18 protein-coding genes are annotated in these 20,972 nt (G+C 67.9%); 7 read left to right on the forward strand and 11 right to left on the reverse strand.

All coding sequences use genetic code 11. The features are described 5' to 3' along the window. The first annotated feature begins 2 nt into the window (after nt 1-2). Complete coding sequence (gene murJ / locus LGR44_RS14230) at nt 3-1,529, forward strand: murein biosynthesis integral membrane protein MurJ (protein WP_226741357.1); 1,527 nt, start codon at nt 3-5, stop codon at nt 1,527-1,529. Here the strand turns inward: murJ and LGR44_RS14235 are convergent. The 4 genes from LGR44_RS14235 to LGR44_RS14250 all read right to left on the reverse strand — a co-directional run bounded on the left by LGR44_RS14235 (nt 1,510) and on the right by LGR44_RS14250 (nt 5,944). Beyond that, entirely contained in the window at nt 1,510-2,688 is a 1,179-nt protein-coding gene (locus LGR44_RS14235; RefSeq protein WP_226741358.1) for an adenylate/guanylate cyclase domain-containing protein, read from the reverse strand. The two genes, murJ and LGR44_RS14235, sit on opposite strands and share 20 nt — an antisense overlap. Nucleotides 2,689-2,753: 65 nt before the next feature. After that, the gene (locus tag LGR44_RS14240; protein WP_226741359.1) at nt 2,754-3,473 is read right to left on the reverse strand and encodes a DUF1194 domain-containing protein; all 720 of its coding nucleotides are present in this window, start codon (nt 3,471-3,473) and stop codon (nt 2,754-2,756) included. Nucleotides 3,474-3,610: 137 nt separating this feature from the next. Beyond that, a complete protein-coding gene (locus LGR44_RS14245) occupies nt 3,611-4,957 on the reverse strand; it encodes an esterase-like activity of phytase family protein (protein ID WP_226741360.1) in 1,347 nt (448 codons plus the stop codon). 111 nt (nt 4,958-5,068) lie between these two features. Further along, entirely contained in the window at nt 5,069-5,944 is an 876-nt protein-coding gene (locus LGR44_RS14250) for a branched-chain amino acid aminotransferase (protein WP_226741361.1), read from the reverse strand. Between the two features lie 166 nt (nt 5,945-6,110). Between LGR44_RS14250 and LGR44_RS14255 the strand changes: the two genes are divergently transcribed. Further along, complete coding sequence (locus LGR44_RS14255; protein WP_226741362.1) at nt 6,111-6,788, forward strand: haloacid dehalogenase type II; 678 nt, start codon at nt 6,111-6,113, stop codon at nt 6,786-6,788. 247 nt (nt 6,789-7,035) lie between these two features. On the opposite strand, the gene LGR44_RS14260 is transcribed toward LGR44_RS14255, so the two are convergent. From LGR44_RS14260 to LGR44_RS14285, 6 genes are all read right to left on the reverse strand, one after another. Continuing rightward, entirely contained in the window at nt 7,036-8,418 is a 1,383-nt protein-coding gene (locus LGR44_RS14260; protein ID WP_226741363.1) for a M20/M25/M40 family metallo-hydrolase, read from the reverse strand. A gap of 79 nt (nt 8,419-8,497) precedes the next feature. Then, nucleotides 8,498-8,956, reverse strand: coding sequence for a GNAT family N-acetyltransferase (locus LGR44_RS14265; RefSeq protein ID WP_226741364.1), 459 nt, complete (start codon nt 8,954-8,956; stop codon nt 8,498-8,500). Nucleotides 8,957-8,998: 42 nt separating this feature from the next. Next, nucleotides 8,999-9,979, reverse strand: coding sequence for an ABC transporter permease (locus LGR44_RS14270; protein ID WP_226741365.1), 981 nt, complete (start codon nt 9,977-9,979; stop codon nt 8,999-9,001). 3 nt (nt 9,980-9,982) lie between these two features. Then, on the reverse strand, nt 9,983-10,984 hold the full coding sequence (locus LGR44_RS14275; protein WP_226741366.1) for an ABC transporter permease: 1,002 nt from the start codon (nt 10,982-10,984) through the stop codon (nt 9,983-9,985). Further along, nucleotides 10,977-12,503, reverse strand: a complete 1,527-nt coding sequence (locus tag LGR44_RS14280) for a sugar ABC transporter ATP-binding protein (protein ID WP_226741367.1) — start codon at nt 12,501-12,503, stop codon at nt 10,977-10,979. Before LGR44_RS14280 ends, LGR44_RS14275 begins: the two co-directional genes overlap by 8 nt. Nucleotides 12,504-12,594: 91 nt before the next feature. Next, the gene (locus LGR44_RS14285; protein WP_377034501.1) at nt 12,595-13,572 is read right to left on the reverse strand and encodes an ABC transporter substrate-binding protein; all 978 of its coding nucleotides are present in this window, start codon (nt 13,570-13,572) and stop codon (nt 12,595-12,597) included. A gap of 121 nt (nt 13,573-13,693) precedes the next feature. On the opposite strand from LGR44_RS14285, the gene LGR44_RS14290 reads away from it, so the two are divergent. Together LGR44_RS14290 and LGR44_RS14295 are read left to right on the forward strand one after the other, a co-directional pair. Then, nucleotides 13,694-14,914 carry a LacI family DNA-binding transcriptional regulator gene (locus tag LGR44_RS14290; protein ID WP_226741368.1) on the forward strand — a complete coding sequence of 407 codons (1,221 nt, stop codon included), beginning with the start codon at nt 13,694-13,696 and terminating at the stop codon, nt 14,912-14,914. 192 nt (nt 14,915-15,106) lie between these two features. After that, nucleotides 15,107-15,955, forward strand: coding sequence for a phytanoyl-CoA dioxygenase family protein (locus LGR44_RS14295; protein WP_226741369.1), 849 nt, complete (start codon nt 15,107-15,109; stop codon nt 15,953-15,955). Nucleotides 15,956-16,048: 93 nt separating this feature from the next. Here LGR44_RS14295 and LGR44_RS14300 read toward each other — a convergent pair whose 3' ends face one another. Then, entirely contained in the window at nt 16,049-17,590 is a 1,542-nt protein-coding gene (locus tag LGR44_RS14300; protein ID WP_226741370.1) for a helicase HerA-like domain-containing protein, read from the reverse strand. A gap of 119 nt (nt 17,591-17,709) precedes the next feature. Between LGR44_RS14300 and LGR44_RS14305 the strand changes: the two genes are divergently transcribed. From LGR44_RS14305 to LGR44_RS14315, 3 genes are all read left to right on the forward strand, one after another. Further along, nucleotides 17,710-18,093: a DUF2267 domain-containing protein gene (locus tag LGR44_RS14305; RefSeq protein ID WP_226741371.1), complete on the forward strand. Its 384-nt coding sequence runs from the start codon at nt 17,710-17,712 to the stop codon at nt 18,091-18,093. Between the two features lie 303 nt (nt 18,094-18,396). Then, on the forward strand, nt 18,397-20,265 hold the full coding sequence (locus LGR44_RS14310) for a methylmalonyl-CoA mutase subunit beta (RefSeq protein ID WP_226741372.1): 1,869 nt from the start codon (nt 18,397-18,399) through the stop codon (nt 20,263-20,265). 46 nt (nt 20,266-20,311) lie between these two features. After that, complete coding sequence (locus LGR44_RS14315; protein WP_226741373.1) at nt 20,312-20,698, forward strand: hypothetical protein; 387 nt, start codon at nt 20,312-20,314, stop codon at nt 20,696-20,698. Nucleotides 20,699-20,972: the final 274 nt, after the last annotated feature.

Genomic DNA, 20,972 nt, shown 5'->3' on the forward strand with positions numbered 1-20,972 from the left:
CGATGTTCAGGAAAATCCTTTCCGTCGGCGGCTGGACCCTCGTCTCCCGCCTCACCGGCTTCGTCCGCGACGTGGTGATCGCCGCCGTGATGGGCGTCGGCCTGGTGGCGGACGCCTTCCTGGTCGCCCTGCGCATCCCGAACCACTTCCGGGCGATCTTCAGCGAGGGCGCCTTCAACAGCGCGTTCCTGCCGACCTATGCCCAGGTGCTGGAGAGCGAGGGCGCGGCCCCTGCCCGTTCCTTCGCGAGCCGCATCACGACCCTGATGCTGATCGTGCAGATCGGCGTGCTCGTCCTCGCCTTCGTCGGCATGCCGGTGGTCGTGACCCTGCTGGCGCCGGGCTTCACCGAGGATCCGGCGAAGTTCGACCTTGCCGTCACCCTGACCCGGATCACGTTTCCCTACCTGCTCTTCATCACCCTGGTGACGATCCTTTCGGGCATCCTCAATGCCCATGAGCGGTTCGCCGCCGCCGCCGCCGCGCCGGTCCTGCTCAACGTGGCCATCGTGGCGGCCCTGGGGGTGGCCTTCCTGTTTCCCAGCGCCGGCCATGCCGCCGCCTGGGGCGTGGCGGCCGCGGGCGTGCTCGAACTGTTGCTGGTCTGGTTCGCGGCCAAGCGGGCGAAGGCCGCGCCGGGGCTGGAGGCGCCGCGGCTCGACCCGGCCATGAAGCGCTTCTTCAAGACCCTCGGCCCGGCCGTGATCGGCTCGGCGGGCGTGCAGCTCGCCATGTTCGCGGACACGATCATCGCGTCCTTCCTGCCCACGGGCGCGGTCGCGTCCCTGTATTACGCCGACCGGCTCTACCAGCTTCCCCTGGGCGTCATCGGCATCGCGGCCGGCACCGTGGTCCTGCCCGAGATGAGCCGCCGCATCGCGGCGGGCGATGTCGGCGCCGCCCACAACGCGCAGAACCGGGCCATGGGCATGACCCTGGCGCTCGCCGCGCCCTTCCTCGTGGCCTTCGTCGCCATGCCGGAACTCATCATGTCGGCCCTGTTCCAGCGCGGCGCCTTCGACGAGGCGGCGGCGGAGCGCTCCGGCGCGGTGCTCGCCGCCTATGCGCTGGCGCTGCCGCCCGCGGTGCTGATCCGCTCCGCGGTCGCAAGCTTCTACTCGCGCTCCGACACGGTGACGCCGCTCATCGCCTCCCTCTCGGCGGTGGCGGTCAACATCCTCACCAAGGTCCTGCTCATGGACCGTTTCGGCGTCGTCGGGCTCGCGCTCGGCACCGCCGTCGGGATCTGGGTGAATTTCGGCCTCCTCGTCATCCTCGCCTGGCGCCGGGACTGGATGGCGCCGAGCGGGGCGCTCGCCCGCACGCTCGCGGCGGTGGCCGCGGCGAGCGTGGTGCTGGCGGCCTTCGCCTGGCTCGCGCCCGCGCCGCTCTCGGCCTGGACGGACACCCTGTCCGTGTGGCGCAACGAGATCCTCCTCGGCCTTCTCGGCACGGGCGGGGCGCTGGTCTACGGCGCGGTGCTGCTCATCTCGCTGAAGGTTCTGGGAGTCAGGCTCTCGCGCCGCTGATCGAGGCCAGGGTGAACAGCTCCCGCTCGGCCGCGATCCCGCGCAGGCGCTGGCGGCCGAGGGGGCGCACGGGCAGCGGGCTCGCATCCGCGATCCTCTCGGACATGACGACCGCGCAATCGAGCTCCCGGCACAGCGCCTCCATGCGGCTCGCCTCGTTGACCACCGGGCCGATGACCGTGAAGTCGAGACGGCCGGCGGCGCCGATATTGCCGTAGAACACGTCGCCGCAATGGAGCGCGATGTCGAGGTGGAGCGCGGTCTCGCCCTCGTAGAGGCGGTTGACGGCGTCGTTGCGGGCCAGCGCCGCCTCGGCCGCGCGCACGGCGGCGGCGCAGGCGGCCTCCGAGGGCTGCTCTTCGGTGATGGGGAAAGCCGCGAGAAGCCCGTCGCCCATGAATTTCAGCACCTCGCCGCCCTGCTCGGCCACGGGATCTGCCATGGCTTCGAGATGCCGGTCGAGGCGTTCGATGAGCTGCGTCCCGCCCCCGTCGGCAAGGGCGCTGAAGCCGCGCAGATCGGCGAACATCAGCGCCGCCGTGATGGTGGTGCCGAGGCCGCGCCGGATCTCGCCGCTCAGCACGCGGCGGCCCGCAGAGAGGCCCACATAGGTGTCGAGGATGCCGACGGTCAGGTCGAACAGGGTCATGCGGTAGGCGGCAAGCGCCAGCAGGGGCAGCACGGCGTCGATGCGCGCGACCTCCTCCGGGGAGAAGCCGCCGTCGCGGTGGGACGAGAGCGCCGCCGCGCAGCCGCGAAGATCGGGAGCCGCGGCATTCTCGAAGCTGAACAGGCGGGCGAGATAATCCGTGCCGCCTATCTGCCTGACGTCCTCGAACACGGCGAAAGCCTCCGCGTCGGGTCCGTCGAAGCGCCAGTGGCGCTTCATCTCCCCGATCCTGAGCAGATGGCCGAAGGGACTGACCTCGAAGGCGTCGTTGTTGCGCTCATGGGAGACGCCTTCGACGGACAGACCGGCGGAGCGCGTCCAGACATGGTTGTAGACGCGGAATGTCGGATTGACCGTCGGCAGGGCGAGATAGGCCCGCGCCACGGGAATGCCTTCCGCCGCGAGTCCTTCGGCAAACCCGGCGAGCAGCGGGGCGACGCCTGTGCCGCTCAGGCCCTGTTGGATGATCCAGCTTTCGAGATTCGTCATGGCGCGCAATCTAGCATTCCGCAAAGGAATGTTCGCTCGTAGCGTGGCGGATCGGCGAAGCGGGACTACCGGCTCGCGTGGCGTGCCGCGCCGCCCGTACCCGCGATCTCGGTCAGGAGCTTGCGCCGCGCCGCGACCGCGAAGGGCTGCGTCTCGTTCGCGATCTCCACGAAGGAGCCCGGCCCGCCGATGACGTTCTGGCCGTAATAATCCTCCAGCGGCATCCCGCCGGGCCCGCCCGGCCGGCCGCTGCCGGGACGGCGGATCGCCAGGGCATTGATGGTGAAGCCCTTGGCGAGCGCATCCGCCCGCGCCTCCTCCAGCGGGCGCCCGCCCCGGTTCGCTCCGTCGCCGGACACGTCGATCACCTTGCGGGTGCCATCATGGGCGTTCGTTTCCACGAGGCGGACGGAGAAGTCGATGGCGTTGGAGATGGAATTGTAGCCGTAGGCGCCCCGGGGCGCGCTCATGAGCTTGTCGGCGAAGACCTGGGCGCTCGCGGCGTCGCGGATCACGTGCCAATCGACGATGAGCACCTGCGAACTCGGCCCGCCCCACTCCATGTAGGCGACCGCGATGACGCCGAGGGGGCCGTTCCTGATCCCGTTGAGCACGTCCTCGCTCGTCAGCGCATCGGCCCAGCCCTTGCGCTGGAGGCGCAGTTCCTCGTCGTCGATGGAGCCGGAGCCGTCCGCCGCGAAGACGAGTTCGAGATCGACGGATTCGGCGCGGGCCGCTCCCATCGCGAGGCCGAGAGCGAGCAGGCTGGTCAGTGCAAGGCGCATCGGAAGGCTCCACCGCAGTTCCATGAAAGGGACACACGATGGAGCCATCTAGGGCGTTCTTCCGGCGAAGGGCCGAGGGGACCGGATCACAACTTCGTTGAGACCGGCCCTCAGCCCTTCCCGGCCGGGAGAGACGGTCAGCGGGCCTTCAGCAGGTCGCCGACCTCGAGCAGGACGAACTCGTTGTCGTCCGCCTTGTTGGGCTCGCGGCTCGACGAGAAGGGAAGGTTGTTGTCGTTGCCGACGATGATGTGACGGTCGTCGACCACGTCCACGTTCTCGATGGTGAAGAACGGGAAGGTGAGCATCGTGTCGTTCAGCGGCTTGCGGGCCTTCTTGTTCGGATCGGCGATCTGCATGAGATCGACATAGCCGATCTTGCGGACGGGCGCGTTCGCGTTGGCGTCCGACAGCTCGATCTTCACGATGCGCTTGAACTTCGCCACGTCGTGGAAGCAGTCGGGCCGCTTCTGGCCCTGCGGGCAGGCCTTGTCGGCCGTTCCCTCGCCGTTGTCGCGCTCGATGATGAGGCCGGTCGTGGCGTCGATCATGTTGAAGTCGCCGATGGCGAGGCCGTTCTGGTCGAGAACGTATTTCCAATGGCGGCCGGTCCATTTCTCGTTCGCCACGTCGAATTCGAGAATACGCAGGTATTCGCGCCCGTCGACGTTCTCCCACTGCTTCTTCTCGGCATCCCAGACCGGGCCTTCGAGCAGCGCATAGAGGAACTTTCCGTCCTTCGAGGCCGCCATGCCCTCGTAGCCCTTGGAGCGCCGGATATTGAAGCTGACCGTCCCGGTCGGAACGGCGGGTGTGGTCACGGAGGGATGGTCGGGCGAGCGGGCGGGTTTGCCGTCGATCGACGTCTCGAACACGGCCTCGATCTTGCCGGAGCGGTCGGCCTTGATCAGGAAGGGGCCGAATTCGTCGGCGATCCAGATCTTGTCCCCGATGGGCTGGAAGCTCTCGATGTCGAAGTCGGAGCCCGTGAGATAGCGCTTCTCGGTCGCCTCGTTGGCGATCCGGAACGGCACCTTCTTGTCCGGGTCGTGCAGGAACACGGTCTCGAGGCGGTCGGCCGATCCGCTCGTCCAGTCGATCCGGTAGCGGTTGAGATACAGCATCGAGTCGGGCGAATTGGCCTTCGAGCCGAAACCGTTGTCGGTGAGGACCCAGAAGGTGCCGTCGCCGGCGGACTTGATGCCGGAATGCCCCTGGAGGGGCTGGCCCTTGAAGGGCACCTTCACGCCCGTCGGGCGATCCCCCGACGTGCCTTCCACGGTTCCGAGCGCGTCGACGCGCTTGGCCGTCGTGAACTTGCCCGGCGTCTTGAGGTCGGCGGGCGCATCCGCGGGAGCCTCGACGAAACTCTGCGCCGGGAGGATGGCATGGCCGGCGAGAGAGACCGGGAATTGCTGCTGCGCGAGGGCGCTCGTTCCGAGCAGTGCGGCCAGCGGCAGGGCCGAGAGGAGACGGACAGACATCGTAGACCTTTCATGCTTCTTCAAGCGAGGCCGTCTCTTGAAGGAGCTCGATGTCCGTCCGTTAACGTATCGATGACAACTCTGTTAAGGCTGGGGAATGATCCCCCAGCCTCACGCCGCCTTGCTGGCGCTGTTGCCGTGGGCGTAGGCCCAGTAGAGCTCGCGGGCGCGGCGGTAGAACGGGCCCGGCTGGAGGTCGCGGGAATCGATGCGCAGCACCGGCATGACCTTGGAATAGTTGCCCGAGATGAAGATCTCGTCGGCGGCCGCGAAATCCTCGTAGCGCAGAGTGGCCTCGACCACCGGCACGCCGTCGTCGCGCAGGAGCTGGATCACGCGCTGGCGGGTGATACCGTTAAGGAAGGTGCCGTTCGGATACGGCGTGTAGACCGTGCCGTCCTTGGCCATGAACACGTTGGAGGTGCCGGTCTCGGCCACGTTGCCGAGCGCATCGCACACGAGGGCGTTGTCGAAGCCCTTCTCCCGCGCCTCGCGGATCACGCGGGCGTTGTTGGGATAGAGGGCGCCCGCCTTGGAATCGGTCGGCATGGATTCGAGGGTCGGGCGGCGGAAGCTCGACTTCATGATGGACAGGCCGCCCGGCACCGGCATCGGCGCCTCGAAGAGCGACAGGCAGAACTGGGTCGAAGCCGGATCGGGCGCGATGGTGGCGATGCCCTCGGCCTCGCCCCAGTACATCGGCTTCACGTAGAGCGCCGTGCCGGGCGCGAACTTCTTCACGCCCTCGCGGACCAGCTCGACGATGGCATCCGGGGACAGGGTCGGCTCGAGGCCGATGGTGCGGGCGGAGCGGTTCACACGGGCGCAGTGCAGGTCGATGTCGGGCATGACGCCCTCGAACACGCGCGCGCCGTCGAAGACGGAGGAGCCGAGCCAGGAGACGTGCGAACGGGGCCCGATGAGCGGCGGATTGCCCTCATGCCATGCGCCGTTGAACCAGTTCCAGGTCTGCGAATACCAAGCCACTTTTGTTTTCCTTACCGAACGGAGGGTCACGCTATCGAATCCCCTCCCCGCCCCCGCGTCAATCATTTGGCTGGCTCATGGGTCATAAAGACTTGTGATGAAACGCATGACGAAGGCTGATTGATCTTCGGTTGCGTCGGACGGAACCGGATGCCAAGCTTGCCCCATGCCGCTGCGTCCCATCATTCCCGCCCAAACCCGAGCCGTGGTCTTCGATGCCTACGGCACCCTGTTCGACGTTCATTCCGCCGTCGCGCGCCATGCGGACCGCGTCGGTCCGGATGCGGCGCGCCTTTCGGAGGTCTGGCGGGCGAAGCAGCTCGAATATTCCTGGGTTCTGTCCCTCGCCGAACGCTACGAGCCGTTCTGGCGGCTCACGGAAAAGGCGCTCGATTACGCGCTGGCCCGCCATCCGGGCGTGGACCCGACGGTGAGGCCGCTGCTGCTCGACGCCTATCGCAGCCTCGATGCCTATCCCGAGGTGCGCCGGACCCTGGAGGCCCTGCGCGGGCGCGGCCTCGGCACGGGCATCCTGTCCAACGGCGACCCGGCCATGCTGCAGGCGGCCGTCTCCTCGGCGGGTCTGCGCGGCCTGCTCGATCCGGTGCTGTCCGTCGAAGCCGCGGGCGTGTTCAAGACGAGCCCGCGCACCTACGACCTTGTCTGCGACGCCCTGTCGGTGTCGCCGCAGGAGGTGGTCTTCGTGTCGTCCAACCGCTGGGACATCGCAGGCGCCGCCGCCTTCGGGCTCACGCCGGTCTGGATCAACCGCTTCGGGCTGCCGGACGAATACACGGAATTCGCCCCTCGGGCGGTGGTTTCCTCGCTCGAGAAGCTCCTCTGAGATCGATCCCTGCCCCATTGTGGGCAGAGGCTCGCGCCGGAAGCGCCGACCGGCTCTCCTCCCCCACAAGCTTCGGCCGGTTCGAAGGCTCATGCGGATGGCGCCGACCTGCTCTCCTCCCCCTTGTGGGAGGAGGTGGAGGTGTGGGCGCCACACCGTCATAGGCTATCGCTCACACCCCCACCCTGGCCCTCCCCACAAGGGGGAGGGAAGACCGTCGCGCTAGGGCCGCCGTGCGCCCTTGCCGTTACTTCGCCAGAGCCGCCAGGATGCGCGCCCAGGAGCGCGTGCCCTTGTGGAAGCTCGTGAGGTCGTATTTCTCGTTCGGCGAGTGGATGCGGTCGTCGTCGAGGCCGAAGCCGACGAACAGGGTGTCGAGGCCGAGCGTGCGCTTGAAGTCGCCGCCCACGGGAATCGAGCCGCCCATGCCGATCACGATGGGATCGGCCTTCCACTCGTCGTGCAGGGCCGCCTTGGCGGCGGTGAGCGCCGGGAAATCGTGCGGCAGGGCGAGCGCGCGCGAGCCCTTGTGATGGATGAACTCCACCGAGCAGTCGGCCGGGATCCGCTCGCGCACGAAGGCCTCGAAGTTCCTGGAGATCTTCTCGGGGTCCTGGTCGCCCACGAGACGGAACGAGACCTTGCAGCGGGCTTCCGACGCGATCACCGTCTTGGTGCCCTCGCCCGTATAGCCGCCGATGATGCCGTTCACGTCGCAGGTGGGACGGGACTGGATCTGCTCGATGAGCATGCGGCCCTTCTCGCCCGCCGAGTGCTTGAGGCCGACCTGGCCGAGGAACTCCTCCTCCGTCAGGTTCAGCTTCTTCCACTGCTCCAGAACCTGGGTCGGGGTCTCGTGCACGCCCTCGTAGAAGTCCGGGATCATGATGCGGCCGTTATCGTCGTGGAACGCCGCGACGATCTTCGACAGAACGTGGATCGGGTTGCGGGCGGCGCCGCCGAACATGCCCGAATGCAGGTCGCGGTCGGCGCAGCGCACGATCACTTCCTCGTAGACCATGCCGCGCAGGGACGAGGTGATCGCGGGCGTGGAGCGGTCCCACATGCCGGTGTCGCAGACGAGGGCCACGTCGGCCTTCAGCTCGTCCTTGTTGGCCTCGATGAACTCGGGCAGGAACTTGGAGCCGTCCTCCTCCGCGCCCTCGACCAGGAAGGTGATGTTGAGCGGCAGCGAGCCGGTGACGGCCTGCCAGGCCCGGCACGCCTCCACGAAGGTGAGCACCTGGCCCTTGTCGTCGGAGGCGCCGCGGGCGCTGATGACCTTCCGGCCGTCGGGCAGCGTCACCATCCGCGGCTCGAAGGGCGGGGTTTCCCACAGTTCCAGCGGATCGACCGGCTGCACATCGTAATGGCCGTAGAACAGCACGTGCGGCTTTTCCTGGCCGTTGGCATGGCCCACCACGGCCGGGTGGCCGCCGGTCTCGCGCAAGGACGCATCGACGCCGATCCCCTTCAGCTCGTCCACCAGCCACTGGCCTGCGGTGCGGCAATGGTCCTTGTAGGCGGGATCGGTGGAGATCGACGGAACCTTCAGCCACTGGAACAGCCGCTCCAGGGATTGGTCGAGGTCGGCATCGATCTTCGAGAGGACTTGGTCGAGTTGGGACATGGTGTGATGGCTGCCTGATGAGAAGGATCGTCCGAGAGGTACTCCCTCGGGCGGCAGGGTCGCAAGTGCGAGTTTGGCCTCACGGCCGCGCGTCGAGCAGCTTCGTCATGTAGACGCGCCTGAACCCCTTCTCCTCGGCGCGGTGGGTCTCGACGAAGCCGAGCCTCCCGTAGAGCGCGATGTTCTCGGTCATGGCCTCGTTGGTGTAGAGCCGGATCGTGCGCAGGCCGCGCTCCCGCGCGAATTTCTCCGCGAAGGCGATCAATGCACCCCCGAAGCCGCGTCCCTGAGCGTCCGGCGCGACGGCAATGTTGTCGAGGAGCATGGCGTGCTCCTCCGGAATGAGAACGAGGATTCCGGCGATGCGGCCTTCGTCGCACAGGACATGGACGTGCCGGCCCGCGATGAGCGCCCCGTAATCGTCGAGCATCGGTCCGGGCCTGCGGCCCATGCGCGGGATGTAGGGGGCGTAGGCCGCCTCGACGACGGCCTCGACCGCCGCCCGGTCGCCGGGACTTGCGAGACGGATGTGAACCATGGCCGGAGGATGCCGTCCGGGCGGGCTGTCTGCAAGCCCCCCTCAGGCGTGGGATTCCTCCGTGCGCGCCACGAGGCGGGCCTGGATCGCCACCACGAGCAGCAGGAGAGCGCCGCGGATCACCGATTGCCAATAGGCCGACAGGCTGATCCAGCCGAGGCCGTTCTCGAAATTGAGGATGTTGAAGATCAGGCCGAGGAGCAGCACGCCCGCGAGCGTCGAGCCGACGGAGCCGACGCCGCCGGTGAGCAGGGTGCCGCCCACGACCACGGACGCGATGGCGAACAGCTCCCAGCCGACGCCCTCGATGGGCTGACCGGCGCCGAACTGGGCGGCGAGGATCACCCCCGCCAGCCCCGCCAGCGCACCGCTCAGGATGTAGACGGCGGCCTTCACGCGGGTGGTCGGCAGGCCCATGAGGCGGGTGGCGTCCTCGTTGCCGCCCACGGCCAGCACGGTGCGGCCGAAGGCCGTGAAGTTGAGCACGAGGGAACCGGCGAGATAGGCCGCGAGCGCGATCCAGGCCGGAATGGGAAAGCCGAGGAAGTCGCCCTGCCCGATCTCGATGAAGGCCGTGTCGTAGGACACCGAGACCGACTGGTTGTCCGCCAGCAGCAGGGCGCAGCCGCTCGCCGCCAGCATGGTCGCGAGCGTCGCGATGAAGGGCAGGACATTGAGGCGGATGATCACGAAGGCGTTGATCAGGCCCACCGCCAGACCCGCCGCCAGCCCGCCGAGGAGTCCCGGCAGGAGGCCGTAGGGCGACAGCAGCGCCGCCACGACGCTGCCCAGGGCCGCCGTGGACCCCACCGAGAGGTCGATCCCGCCCGTGATGATCACGAAGCACATGCCGAGCGCCACCAGGGCGAACATGCTGTTGTAGCGCAGCACCGTCAGGATGTTGAAGCTGCCGAGGAAGTTCTCGTAGCGCAGCCAGCCGAAGAGGAGCAGCGCGAGAAGCGCCAGCAGCACCCCGTAGCGGCCCACGCCCCGGAAGAGTTGAGCGGTGTTCAGCCTCGCCATGGATCAGCTCCTGCCCTGCCGCTGGACCCAGACCGCCAGCACGATGATCGCCGCCTTGGCGATGAGCGCCGCCGCATCCGGCACGCCGTTGGCGAGCAGCGTGTAGCGGACGAGCTGGATGATGAGCGCGCCCACCAGCGTGCCGATGACGGTCGCGCGCCCGCCCGTGAGAAGCGTTCCGCCCACCGCCACGGCCGCGATGGCGTCGAGCTCCATGCCAAGGCCGACGAGGTTGGCGTCGGCCGCGGAGTTGCGCGCGATCACGATCAGCCCGGCGATGCCCGAAAGCAGGCCGCTGATCATGTAGACCCGGCGCTTCACCGACACGACCGGAATGCCGGAGAGGCGCGCCGCGCGCTCGTTGCCGCCCACCGCCAGGATCTGGCGCCCGAACACGGTGCGCTTGAGCATCCAGGCCGCCGCCAGCACGATCACGACCATCAGCACCGCCTGGAACGGCAGGCCGAAGAGGCGGCCGAGGCCGATATACTGGAACTCCGGAACCTTGAAGACCTGGAGATTGCCGTTGGTCATGACCTGCGCGATGCCGCGCCCGGCGATGAACAGGACGAGGGTCGCGATGATGGGCTGGATGCGAAGCCGCGTGATGAGCCAGCCGTTGAACCAGCCGAAGGCCCCCGCGACTAGGACCGGCACCACGAAGGCGAGCGCGATGCCCACGTAAGGGTGCGGCAGGGGAAAGAGGTTGCCGAGGAAGATCAGCGGCGCGAGCGCCCCCGCGATCGCCATGAGCGAGCCGACCGAGAGGTCGATGCCGCCGGTGGCGATGACGAGGGTCATGCCCACGCCGACGATGACGATGGAGCAGACCTGGGTGAGGTTGACGTTGAGCGTCTGCCAGGTGGCGAAGTTCGGGGTGAAGGCGAGATTGAACAGGATGAGCAGCGCCAGGGCCACCCAGGCGCCGTAGCGCGTGAGCACGCCGCGCGGATCGAGCCTCGGCTGGCTCCGCGCAGGCGGCAGGGTGGTGGCCGTGTCAGCCATGGGCCATCTCCTCCGGCTGGTCGTGCCCATGCGCCATGGCGGCCATCACGGCCTGCTCGCTGACCTGGTCGCCCGTGAGCTCGGCGACGCTGCGCCCGTCCCGCAGGACGAAGATGCGGCTTGCGGCCTCCACCACCTCCTCCAGCTCGGACGAGATCATGAGGACGCCGAGCCCCTGCCCCGCGAGCTCGCGCACGAGGTTGAGGATCTCGGCCTTGGCGCCCACGTCGATCCCGCGCGTGGGCTCGTCGAGGATCAGGAGGCGCGGGTTCATGCAGAGCCAGCGCGCCAGCAGAACCTTCTGCTGGTTGCCGCCCGACAATTCGCGGATCGGCTGCTCCGGCCCCGAGCAGCGGATGCCGAGGCGCTGGATGAAGCGGTCCACGATCTCGCGGCTGCGCGCATCGTCGACGATGCCGCGCCGGGCGAGCTGCGGCATGAGCGCCAGGATCAGGTTCTCGCGCACCGACATGTCGGGGATGATGCCCTCCAGCTTGCGGTCCTCCGAGAGGAACCCCATGCCGGCGCGAATGGCCTCGGCCGGTTCGGCGGCCGGCTCGTGGACGCTCCCGAAATCCACCGTGCCGGCCTCGGCCCTGTCGGCCCCGAAGACCACGCGGGCGGATTCCGTGCGGCCGGACCCGAGGAGGCCCGCGAGTCCCACGATCTCGCCGGGGCGGATATCGAAGCTCACGTCGCGCACCTTGCGGCCGACGGCGAGGTGCGCGACCTTCAGCAGGGCATCCTGCGAGGCCGCCGCGGCGCGATGGGCCGCCGCGTCGTGCAGCACCCGGTCCAGCTCGCGCCCCAGCATCGCGGTGATGAGATCGAGCTTCGACAGCTCGCTCATCTCGGCCACGCGCACGGTGCGCCCGTCGCGCATGATCGTGATGCGGTCGCACACCGCATAGAGCTCGTCGAGCTTGTGGCTGACGAAGATGACGGACACGCCGACCTGCTTGAGCTGCCGGATCACGTCGAAGAGGACCTCGACCTCCTTCTCGTCGAGGGACGAGGTCGGCTCGTCCATGATCACGAGCCTGGCCTCGAAGCCGATGGCGCGGGCGATGGCCACCATCTGCTGCACGGCGGTCGGATAGGCCATGAGCGGGCGGCGCACGTCGATATGGATGTCGAAGCGGGCCAGCAGCGCCTCGGCCTCCGCGTGCATGGCGCGCCAGTCGAGCAGGCCGAAGCGGCGGCGCTCGCGCCCGAGGCAGATGTTCTCGGTCACCGAGCGGTAGGGAACCAGGTTGATCTCCTGATAGATCGTGCTGATCCCGGAACGCTGCGCGTCCTGGGGCGACGAGAACTCCACGGGCCTGCCGTCGAACAGGATCTCGCCGGCATCCTTGGTGTAGTAGCCGGTGAGGATCTTGATCATCGTCGACTTGCCGGCCCCGTTCTGGCCGATGAGGGCATGAACCTCGCCCCGGCCGACTTCGAGCGAGGCCGAGACGAGCGCGGGCACGCCCGCGAAGCGCTTGTCGATCTCGCGCATGGAGAGAAGCGGGGTCATGGCGATCCATCCACCCTTCAGGGCAACCGAGAAGCCCGATGCACGCCGAAAAAAGGCGCCGCCTCGCGAGGAGGAGCGGCGCCTTCGGGACTCAGTACGCTTCGCCGATGAGCTGCTTGGCGTTCGACTTGTCGAAGAAGCGGTCGGGCACCACGACCCACGGCTCGATCTGCTCGCCCTTGGCGTAGCGGGCCATGGTCTCGAACGCCTTCGGTCCGAAGCGGGGATTCGACTCCACGGTCGCGAGCATCTTGCCGTCGATGATGGCCTGGAGCGCATCGCGCGTACCGTCGATCGACACGATGGTCACGTCCTGCCCCGGCTTCTTGCCCGCGGCTTCGAGAGCCGAGATGGCCCCGATGGCCATTTCGTCGTTGTGGGCGTAGATCGCGGTGGCGTCGGGATGCGCCTGGAGCAGCGTCTCGGCCACCTGGCGGCCCTTGTCGCGGGCGAAGTCGCCGGACTGCGAGGCGACGATCTTCATGTTCGGCTTGTTCTTGATGTACTCCTCGAACCCCTTGCGGCGGTCGTTGGCGGGCGAGGAGCCCGTGGTGCCCTCGAGCTGGATGATCTTGGCGTTGCCGTTCGTGGCCTTGTCGAGCGCCTCGGCGGCACGCTTGCCCTGCTCGATGAAGTCGGAGCCGATGAAGGTCACATAGTCCCTGCCGGCCTTGGCGAGGTTCTGGTCCACGTTGCGGTCGAGCAGGATCACCGGAATGCCGGCGCGCTTGGCGGCCATCACGGCCGGAATCAGCGGCTTCTCCTCGCGGGGGGCGAGGAAGATCAGATCGACGCCCTGCGCGATCATCGAGTTGACGTCGGCGACCTGCTTGGCCGCGGAGCCGGCGGCATCCGTGTAGACGAGCTGGTGCCCGAGCTTCTCGGCCTCGGCCTTCATGCTCTCGGTCTGTGCGATGCGCCAGGGATTGTTCGACTCGGTCTGCGCGAAGCCGACCTTGTACTTGTCCTTCTGCTTCAGCTTCGGAAGTTCCTGGGCCGAGACGGCGGCGGCGCTGACGCCGAGCGTCGCGACACCGGCCGCGAGCATGAGAAATGTTCTTCTGAGCATACGTTTCCTCCGGGTTTTGACAGGGGGTGCTTCTGTGTCACCTCACCGACCGGATTGAACGCTTGCTAATTTTATTAGTCAAGTCATGATACGGCCTGCCGGCGGCAATTGAGAGGCGACCATGCGTCAGGGCGACCGAACCGATCCCAAGCGCGAGCGTAAGGCTCGCCAGGGCGGACGTCGTCCGACGATGACCGACGTGGCGCGCCTTGCGGGCGTCTCCCAGTCCAGCGTGTCGCTGGTGCTCAACAACATGTCCGGCGCGCGCATCGCCGAGAGCACGCGCAAGCGCGTCCTCGACGCCGCGCAGGCCATCGGCTACCGGCTGCAGAGCCGGCGCATCGATACGGGGGCGCAGCCCAAGATCATCGCCTATCTGGTGGACGAAATCTCCACGAGCCCACACCCCGTGGTGAGCGTCGACGGCGCGCGCGACGCGGCCTGGGAAGCGGGCCACCTGATCGCGGTTCACGTGACGCGCGCCAACCGCGAGCTGGAGGCGGCCACTCTTCGGGCGGTCGCCGCCGATGCCGCGCTCATCGGCGTCATCTATTCGACGATCTTCACCCGCAAGGTCGAGCTGCCGCCGGAGCTCGACAACATTCCGACCGTCCTGCTCAACTGCTACACCGGCCAGCGGCAGCAGCCCTCGGTCGTTCCCGGCGAGGTGGCCGGCGCCTTCACGGCCACCGAATACCTGCTGCAGCACGGCCATCGCCGGATCGGGCTCATCAACGGCGAGCCGTGGATGGACGCCTCCCGCGACCGCCTCAAGGGCTATCGCCAGGCCCTCGCCACGGCCGACGTGCCCTTCGATCCCGAGCTCGTGCGCAACGGGGACTGGATGCCCGACACCGGCTATCGGCGCACCTACGAATTGCTGCGCCTCGACCGGCCGCCGACCGCCCTATTCTGCGCCAACGACCTGATGGCGGTGGGCGCCATGGAGGCGCTGGCGGAACTCGGCATCGACGTGCCGGGCGAGATCTCCGTCATGGGCTACGACGACCAGGAGATGGCCCGCTACACGCGCCCCGCCCTGTCCACCTGCGTCCTGCCCAACTACGACATGGGCCGCTGGGCGGCCGAGACGCTCATCGACATGGCGGTCAACGGCGGCGGCAAGCGCCCGATCCAGCTCAAGATGGACTGTCCCCTGGTGCCGCGCCGCTCGGTGAGCGCACCCTGCCCGGACATCGCCGCCGCGATCTCCCGCGCATCCGAGAGGATCTTCAGCGGTCCGACCTCGAAGCCGATCCATCGTGCGTTCTCGTGGAGCAGCCTGGTTCAGGGCGTGCCGGCCCTGCCCGAGAGCTACGGAGCCGTCCTCGACGGCCAGTGAGTTTGCGTTGCGTATGCGTAACCGTGGCGGCGGGCTCCGGCCCGCGCCATGAAAGACCGGATTGCCGAACTGCCGCGACGGCCACGGGATCGTCCGACATGGCGCGTGGCCCCGGCGGTGACGTGATGCGTGCCGGTGGTTTGCATCGGCACATCGAAGCGAGAACGACAAAACACCTGGAAGGAGACATCCATGACGGCACAAGCCAAATTCGCCACGGACGCCAAGCTGCCCTATGACGTCACCGAGCATGTCGAAACCCTGTACCGCGACGGCATCACCGGCCTGAAAGGCGCCTTCTCGCGCGAATGGGCCGAGGCCATGCGCGAGGACATGATGACCGCCTTCTGGGAGGCGATCCAGCGGCCGGGCGGCGCCGTCGGCCGCGGCCCGCGGCGCTGGTATGTGGAGATCCACCCGCAGGATTTCCGCGGCTTCGTGGATCTCGTGACGCATCCCTGGGTCGTTTCCATGTGCGAGGCCGTGTGCGGCCCGAACTACGAGATCGTGGAGATCGGCTTCGACACCCCGTTCCAGGGCGCGAAGAACCAGCCCTGGCACCGGGACTTCCCCTCCCCGCCCGAATCCTACGAGCAGCACCGCATCACCTCGCTCGCCTTCAACCTGACCGGCGTCGACGTGACCCCCGACATGGGGCCGTTCGAGGTCGCGCCCGGCACCCATTGGGACGACGGACGCGAGTGGAAGCACGAGATGTTCCCGCCGCAGGATCTCTGGCCGCGCTTTGCCGAGCGGGGCGTGCGCAAGTATCCGCAGATGGGCGACATCTCCTGCCGCTCGGCCCTGACCGTCCATCGCGGCACGGCCCACCCCTCGCCCATCGCCCGCCCGGTGATGGTGCTGGGCGTCGACGCCCCCGGCGCCGGCCATGCCGCGCTCCACGACATGATGGTGACGCAGGACTACTACGACGCCCTGCCGCAATCCGTCCGCGACCACCTGGTCTGCCGCGTCGTCGAAAAGCTCATCCCCGTGACGCAGAAGCACGACATCGAAGGCCTGGTGATGGGCACGGAGTAGCGCCGCGACATGCTTCTCGAACGCCAACGGAAAGCCCGCCGCGGACGTACCGCGGCGGGCTTTTTCGAGTTTCAGACCGGGAGAGCGGCGGACCTACCGCCGCAGCAGCCCGCCCAGCGTTCCGCGGACGATGGCGCGGCCGATGGAGCTGCCGTGACGGCCGCCGATGGATTTGCCGATCTCGGCGGCGAGGTTGCCGACGGTCTGGTTGACGATGGTGCGGGTGACCTCGCGGGTCACGCGCTGGCCGACCGTCATCGTGCCCTTGCGCTGCGGGCCGCCGGTGCCGAAGAGGTTGCCGATCATGTCGAGAATGCCGCCGCCCCCTTCCGCCGCCTTGGCGTCGACGGAGGCCTGCTCGGCGCGCTTCGCCAGCATCTCGTAGGCGGATTCGATATCGATCGCCTGATCGTATTTTCCGCGCATCGGGCTCGCCGCCATGATCTGCCGGCGCTCTTGCGCATCGACCGGCCCGAGCTGCGCCATCGGCGGCGCGACGAGGGTGCGCTCCACCATGGAGGGCGCGCCCTTGCCCTCCAGCGTCGAGACGAGGGCCTCGCCGACGCCGAGTTCGGTGATCGCCTTCTCCGTGTCGAAGGCGGGGTTCTGGCGGAAGGTCTGCGCCGCGACGCGCACGGCCTTCTGCTCGCGGGGCGTATAGGCGCGCAGCGCGTGCTGCACTCGGTTGCCGAGCTGCGCCAGCACGGTCTCGGGCACGTCCACCGGGTTCTGCGTGATGAAATAGACGCCGACGCCCTTGGAGCGGATGAGGCGCACGACGCGCTCCACCGTCTCGACCAGAGCCTTGGGAGCATCCGCGAACAGAAGATGCGCCTCGTCGAAGAAGAAGACGAGCTTGGGCCGGTCGAGGTCGCCCACCTCGGGCAGTTCCTCGAACAGTTCCGACATCAGCCACAGCAGGAAGGTGGCGTAGAGGCGCGGGTTGTTCATGAGCTTGTCGGCCGCGAGGATGTTGACCACGCCGCGCCCGTCCCGGTCCGTGCGCATCAGGTCCTTGATGTCGAGCGCCGGCTCGCCCAGGAACTCGTCGCCCTGCTGGTTCTCCAGAACGAGAAGCTGGCGCAGGATCGCGCCGACGCTCGCCTTGGACACGTTGCCATAGGTGGTGGTGAGTTCCTGCGCGTTCTCGGAGATGAGCTGCAGCAGCGCGCGCAGGTCCTTCAGGTCGAGGAGCAGCAGGCCCTGCTCGTCGGCGATGCGGAAGGCGATGTTGAGCACGCCCTCCTGCGTGTCGTTGAGATCGAGCAGGCGCGAAAGCAGCAGCGGCCCCATCTCGGACACGGTCGCGCGCACCCGGTGCCCCTGCTCGCCGAAGAGATCCCAGAACACCACCGGGAAACGGTCGGGCACGTAGTCGATGCCGATCTCCCGCGCGCGCTTGACGAGAGGCTCCTTGCCCGTGCCGGGCGCCGCGATGCCGGAAAGATCGCCCTTGATGTCGGCGGCGAAGACCGGAACGCCCGCATTGGAGAAGCCCTCCGCCAGCACCTGCAGGGATACGGTCTTGCCCGTGCCCGTGGCGCCGGTGATCAGGCCGTGCCGGTTGGCGAGGCGCAGATCGAGATACTCCGGCTTGCCGCTCTTGCCGATGAAGATCTTTCCGTCTTCCAGCATCATGTCTCTCCAGAATCGCCGAGGATCTTAGACGCCCTTTTGCCAGTTTCCACTCTGGGAATTTCGGCTCAACGGTTTATATGTGAACCATCACGTCCATCCCAGTGCAGGAGAATCAGATGGAAGAGCTCATCGCTCGCGTAACGCAGAAGACGGGACTGGAGGCCGCCGTGGCCCGCAAGGCCATCGGCATCATTCTCGCCTATCTCCAGAAGGAGGGGCCGCAGACCGAGGTGAACCAGCTCATCGCAGCCCTGCCGGGAGCGGAAGAGGCCATCAGCAACGCCAAGGGCGACAGCACCGGCGGCGGCATCATGGGCATGATGGGCGCCATGGGCGGCGGCGTCATGGCGCTCGGCGGCCAGCTCATGGGCGCGGGCGTCTCCATGGGCCAGATGCAGCCCCTCGGCAAGGAGCTCTTCGCCTATGGCCGCGAGAAGGCGGGCGAGGACGTGATGGGCCCCATCGTCGGTTCGATCCCGGGCCTGTCCCAGTTCGTCTGATTTTCGCCACGACCGTCTCCCTCAGGGAGAAGGCGGACTGCCAGTCCGGGCGGAGGGCGACACTCTCTCCGGACATGGCGCAGGATCTTCCCTCCCCCTTGTGGGGAGGGTCAGGGTGGGGGTGCCGGCGCAGGACTGGAACCAGGATGGCGCCCACACCCCCACCTCCAACTCCTCCCCACAAGGGAGAGGAGAGCCGGACGGCGCATCCGCTCATCATGACCATGGTAGCGTTTCCACGGCCCGCCCGACCCGGTATACCCTCCCCCGAACATCACCGACCGCTTCGGGCGAGGCCTGACCATGGACGATCTGAACTTTGCCGCCGACTTTCCGACGCCCACCCGCGAGCAGTGGCTCACGCTGGTCGAGGGCGTGCTGAAAGGAGCGGACTTCAGGAAGAAGCTTGTCGCCCGCACCCATGACGGGCTGGAGATTCAGCCGCTCTATCCGAAAGCCGAGAACGCCTCCCGCATCGTCCGGGCGGAAAGCGGCCCCTGGCGCGTGTCGCAGCGGGTCGATCACCCGGAACCGGCGAAGGCGAACGAACTCGCCCTCCTCGACCTCGAGGGCGGCGCGGATGCGCTGACCCTCGTCACCCGCAAGGCCCCCGCCGCCCGCGGCTTCGGCGTGAGGGTCGACAGCGTCGAGGATCTCGACCGCGCTCTCTCCGGCGTGATGCTCGACCTCATTCACCTGCGCCTCGATGCCGGCGGCAAGGGCCGCGAGATGGCCGGAATGCTCGTCGAGCTGGCGGAGCGGCGCGGCCACGACCTTTCCGCGCTCTCGCTCGATCTCGGCATGGACCCCGTCGGCGCCCTGGCGGCTTTGGGCCGCCTCTCCGTTTCGTGGGACGAAGCCGCCCGCCGGATGGGCGCCGTGCTGGGAGACCTCGCGCAGCGGGGCTTTTCCGGACGGGCCTTCCTGGCGGACGGACGGCCCTATCACGAGGCCGGCGCCGGCGAGGCGCAGGAGCTGGCCGCCGTTCTCGCCACGGGCGTCGCCGATCTGCGGGCGCTCGAGGCCAACGGCCACACCCTCGAAGCGGCGCGGGACGCCCTCGCCTTCCTGCTCGTGGCGGATGCGGACGAGTTCCTGACCATCGCGAAGTTCCGGGCCCTGCGGCGCCTGTGGGCGCAGGTGGAGCAGGCATCCGGCCTGACGCCGAAGCCCATCCGCCTCCACGCGGAAACCGCCTGGCGCATGACCACGCGGCGCGACCCTTGGGTCAACATGCTGCGCACCACCATCGCCACGTTCTCCGCCGGCATCGGCGGCGCGGATGCGGTCACGGCCCTGCCCTTCACGGCCGCGCTCGGTCTGGCGGACCCCTTCGCCCGCCGGGTGGCGCGCAACACGCAGCTGATCCTGCTGGAAGAGGCCAATCTCTGGCGCGTCGCGGATCCGGCCGCGGGCGCGGGCGGCTTCGAGGCGCTCACCGATGCCCTGTGCGAGAAGGCCTGGGCGCTGTTCCAGGAGATCGAGCGTGAAGGCGGGATCGTGGAAAGCCTCGCCCGCGGAGCGCTGCAGCAGCGGATCGCCGCCACCAGGGCGCAGCGCGAGAAGGCGGTTGCGACCCGCAGGGAGCCCATCACCGGCACGAGCGAGTTTCCGAACATCCGGGAGGCGGACGTGACGGTGCTGTCTCCCCTGCCCGCCTCCCCGCCTCGGAGGGACGAAGAGCAGGAGGACGCAGCCCTTCGCATCGAGCTCCTTCCCTCCACCCGCACGGCCGAGCCCTTCGAGCGCCTGCGCGACCTGTCCGATGCGCATCTGGCCCGGACCGGCGCGCGGCCGAAGGTCTTCCTCGCCAATCTCGGCCCGGCGGCAGCCTTCACCGCCCGCGCCACGTTTGCGAAGAATTTCTTCGAGGCCGCGGGAATAGAAGCCGTGACAAACGAAGGGTTTTCGGATCAAGACAAGCTTAGGCAAGCCTTTGTTGAAAGCAAAGCCAAGCTTTCGTGCATCTGCTCGACAGATGAAATTTACGTAATGCATGCATCCGAGACCGCAGAGACCTTGCGAGATGCCGGATCAGGTCCCATCTACCTGGCAGGCCGACCGGGGGAAAGCGAAGAACAGCTCACCCGCTCAGGCGTATCCACATTCATCTATGCCGGGTGCGACACCCTCAAGGTTCTGAGCGAGGCGCTGGAAGCGGCCTGCGACTGAACCGCGGGGAGTTCTTCCCGGTCCCGAACCGGGAGGAGCACGGTTTATGACTTTTGCGACACGATCCGCCATCGCCCTGGGCCTCGGCCTGACCCTGATCGGCACGGCCATGGCGGCTCCGGCCGCGCGGCACGACGGCACCTGGAGCGTCCGGATGGTGACGGATTCCGGCACCTGCGACAGCAACTACGACTATTCGATCGCCATCGAAGAGGGCAGCGTCCGCTATCTGCAGGGCCCCGGCGACGCGCCGGCTTCCGTTTCGGGCCGGGTCGGCTCCGACGGGAACGTGAATCTCGACATCCGCCGCAGCATCGCCAAGGTCGATGCGCAGGGCCGGCTGAACGGCAAGTCCGGCTCGGGCACCTGGAATCTCGCCATGCTCGGCTGCTCCGGCCGCTGGAACGCGCAGAAGCGCTCCGGCAACGCCTGACACCGGCACCACCGCGACCAGGACAACCAAAAATAACAAAAGACTTCCGCACCGCCGCATCCCCGATGCGGCGGCTTTTTTACGTCTTCCGACAGCGACCGCGTGCTCTCCTCCCCACAGACCTCGGGCTTGCCGGAAACACCGACCGGCTCTCCTCCCCCTTGTGGGGAGGAGGTGGAGGTGGGGGTGTGAGCGCCACACCTTCATAGGCTATCGCTCACACCCCCACCCTGGCCCTCCCCACAAGGGGGAGGGAACAAGGTCGCGCTGAACA

The organism is Microvirga lenta, from assembly GCF_020532555.1.
In the GTDB taxonomy this organism is placed as follows: Bacteria; Pseudomonadota; Alphaproteobacteria; order Rhizobiales; family Beijerinckiaceae; genus Microvirga; species Microvirga lenta.

Coding starts and splice junctions, on each gene's coding strand:
- murJ (WP_226741357.1), top strand. CDS start 3: ATGTTCAGGAAAATCCTTTCCGTCGGCGGCTGGACCCTCGTCTCCCGC.
- LGR44_RS14235 (WP_226741358.1), bottom strand. CDS start 2,688: ATGACGAATCTCGAAAGCTGGATCATCCAACAGGGCCTGAGCGGCACA.
- LGR44_RS14240 (WP_226741359.1), bottom strand. CDS start 3,473: ATGCGCCTTGCACTGACCAGCCTGCTCGCTCTCGGCCTCGCGATGGGA.
- LGR44_RS14245 (WP_226741360.1), bottom strand. CDS start 4,957: ATGTCTGTCCGTCTCCTCTCGGCCCTGCCGCTGGCCGCACTGCTCGGA.
- LGR44_RS14255 (WP_226741362.1), top strand. CDS start 6,111: ATGCCGCTGCGTCCCATCATTCCCGCCCAAACCCGAGCCGTGGTCTTC.
- LGR44_RS14260 (WP_226741363.1), bottom strand. CDS start 8,418: ATGTCCCAACTCGACCAAGTCCTCTCGAAGATCGATGCCGACCTCGAC.
- LGR44_RS14265 (WP_226741364.1), bottom strand. CDS start 8,956: ATGGTTCACATCCGTCTCGCAAGTCCCGGCGACCGGGCGGCGGTCGAG.
- LGR44_RS14270 (WP_226741365.1), bottom strand. CDS start 9,979: ATGGCGAGGCTGAACACCGCTCAACTCTTCCGGGGCGTGGGCCGCTAC.
- LGR44_RS14275 (WP_226741366.1), bottom strand. CDS start 10,984: ATGGCTGACACGGCCACCACCCTGCCGCCTGCGCGGAGCCAGCCGAGG.
- LGR44_RS14280 (WP_226741367.1), bottom strand. CDS start 12,503: ATGACCCCGCTTCTCTCCATGCGCGAGATCGACAAGCGCTTCGCGGGC.
- LGR44_RS14285 (WP_377034501.1), bottom strand. CDS start 13,572: ATGCTCAGAAGAACATTTCTCATGCTCGCGGCCGGTGTCGCGACGCTC.
- LGR44_RS14290 (WP_226741368.1), top strand. CDS start 13,694: ATGCGTCAGGGCGACCGAACCGATCCCAAGCGCGAGCGTAAGGCTCGC.
- LGR44_RS14295 (WP_226741369.1), top strand. CDS start 15,107: ATGACGGCACAAGCCAAATTCGCCACGGACGCCAAGCTGCCCTATGAC.
- LGR44_RS14300 (WP_226741370.1), bottom strand. CDS start 17,590: ATGCTGGAAGACGGAAAGATCTTCATCGGCAAGAGCGGCAAGCCGGAG.
- LGR44_RS14305 (WP_226741371.1), top strand. CDS start 17,710: ATGGAAGAGCTCATCGCTCGCGTAACGCAGAAGACGGGACTGGAGGCC.
- LGR44_RS14310 (WP_226741372.1), top strand. CDS start 18,397: ATGGACGATCTGAACTTTGCCGCCGACTTTCCGACGCCCACCCGCGAG.
- LGR44_RS14315 (WP_226741373.1), top strand. CDS start 20,312: ATGACTTTTGCGACACGATCCGCCATCGCCCTGGGCCTCGGCCTGACC.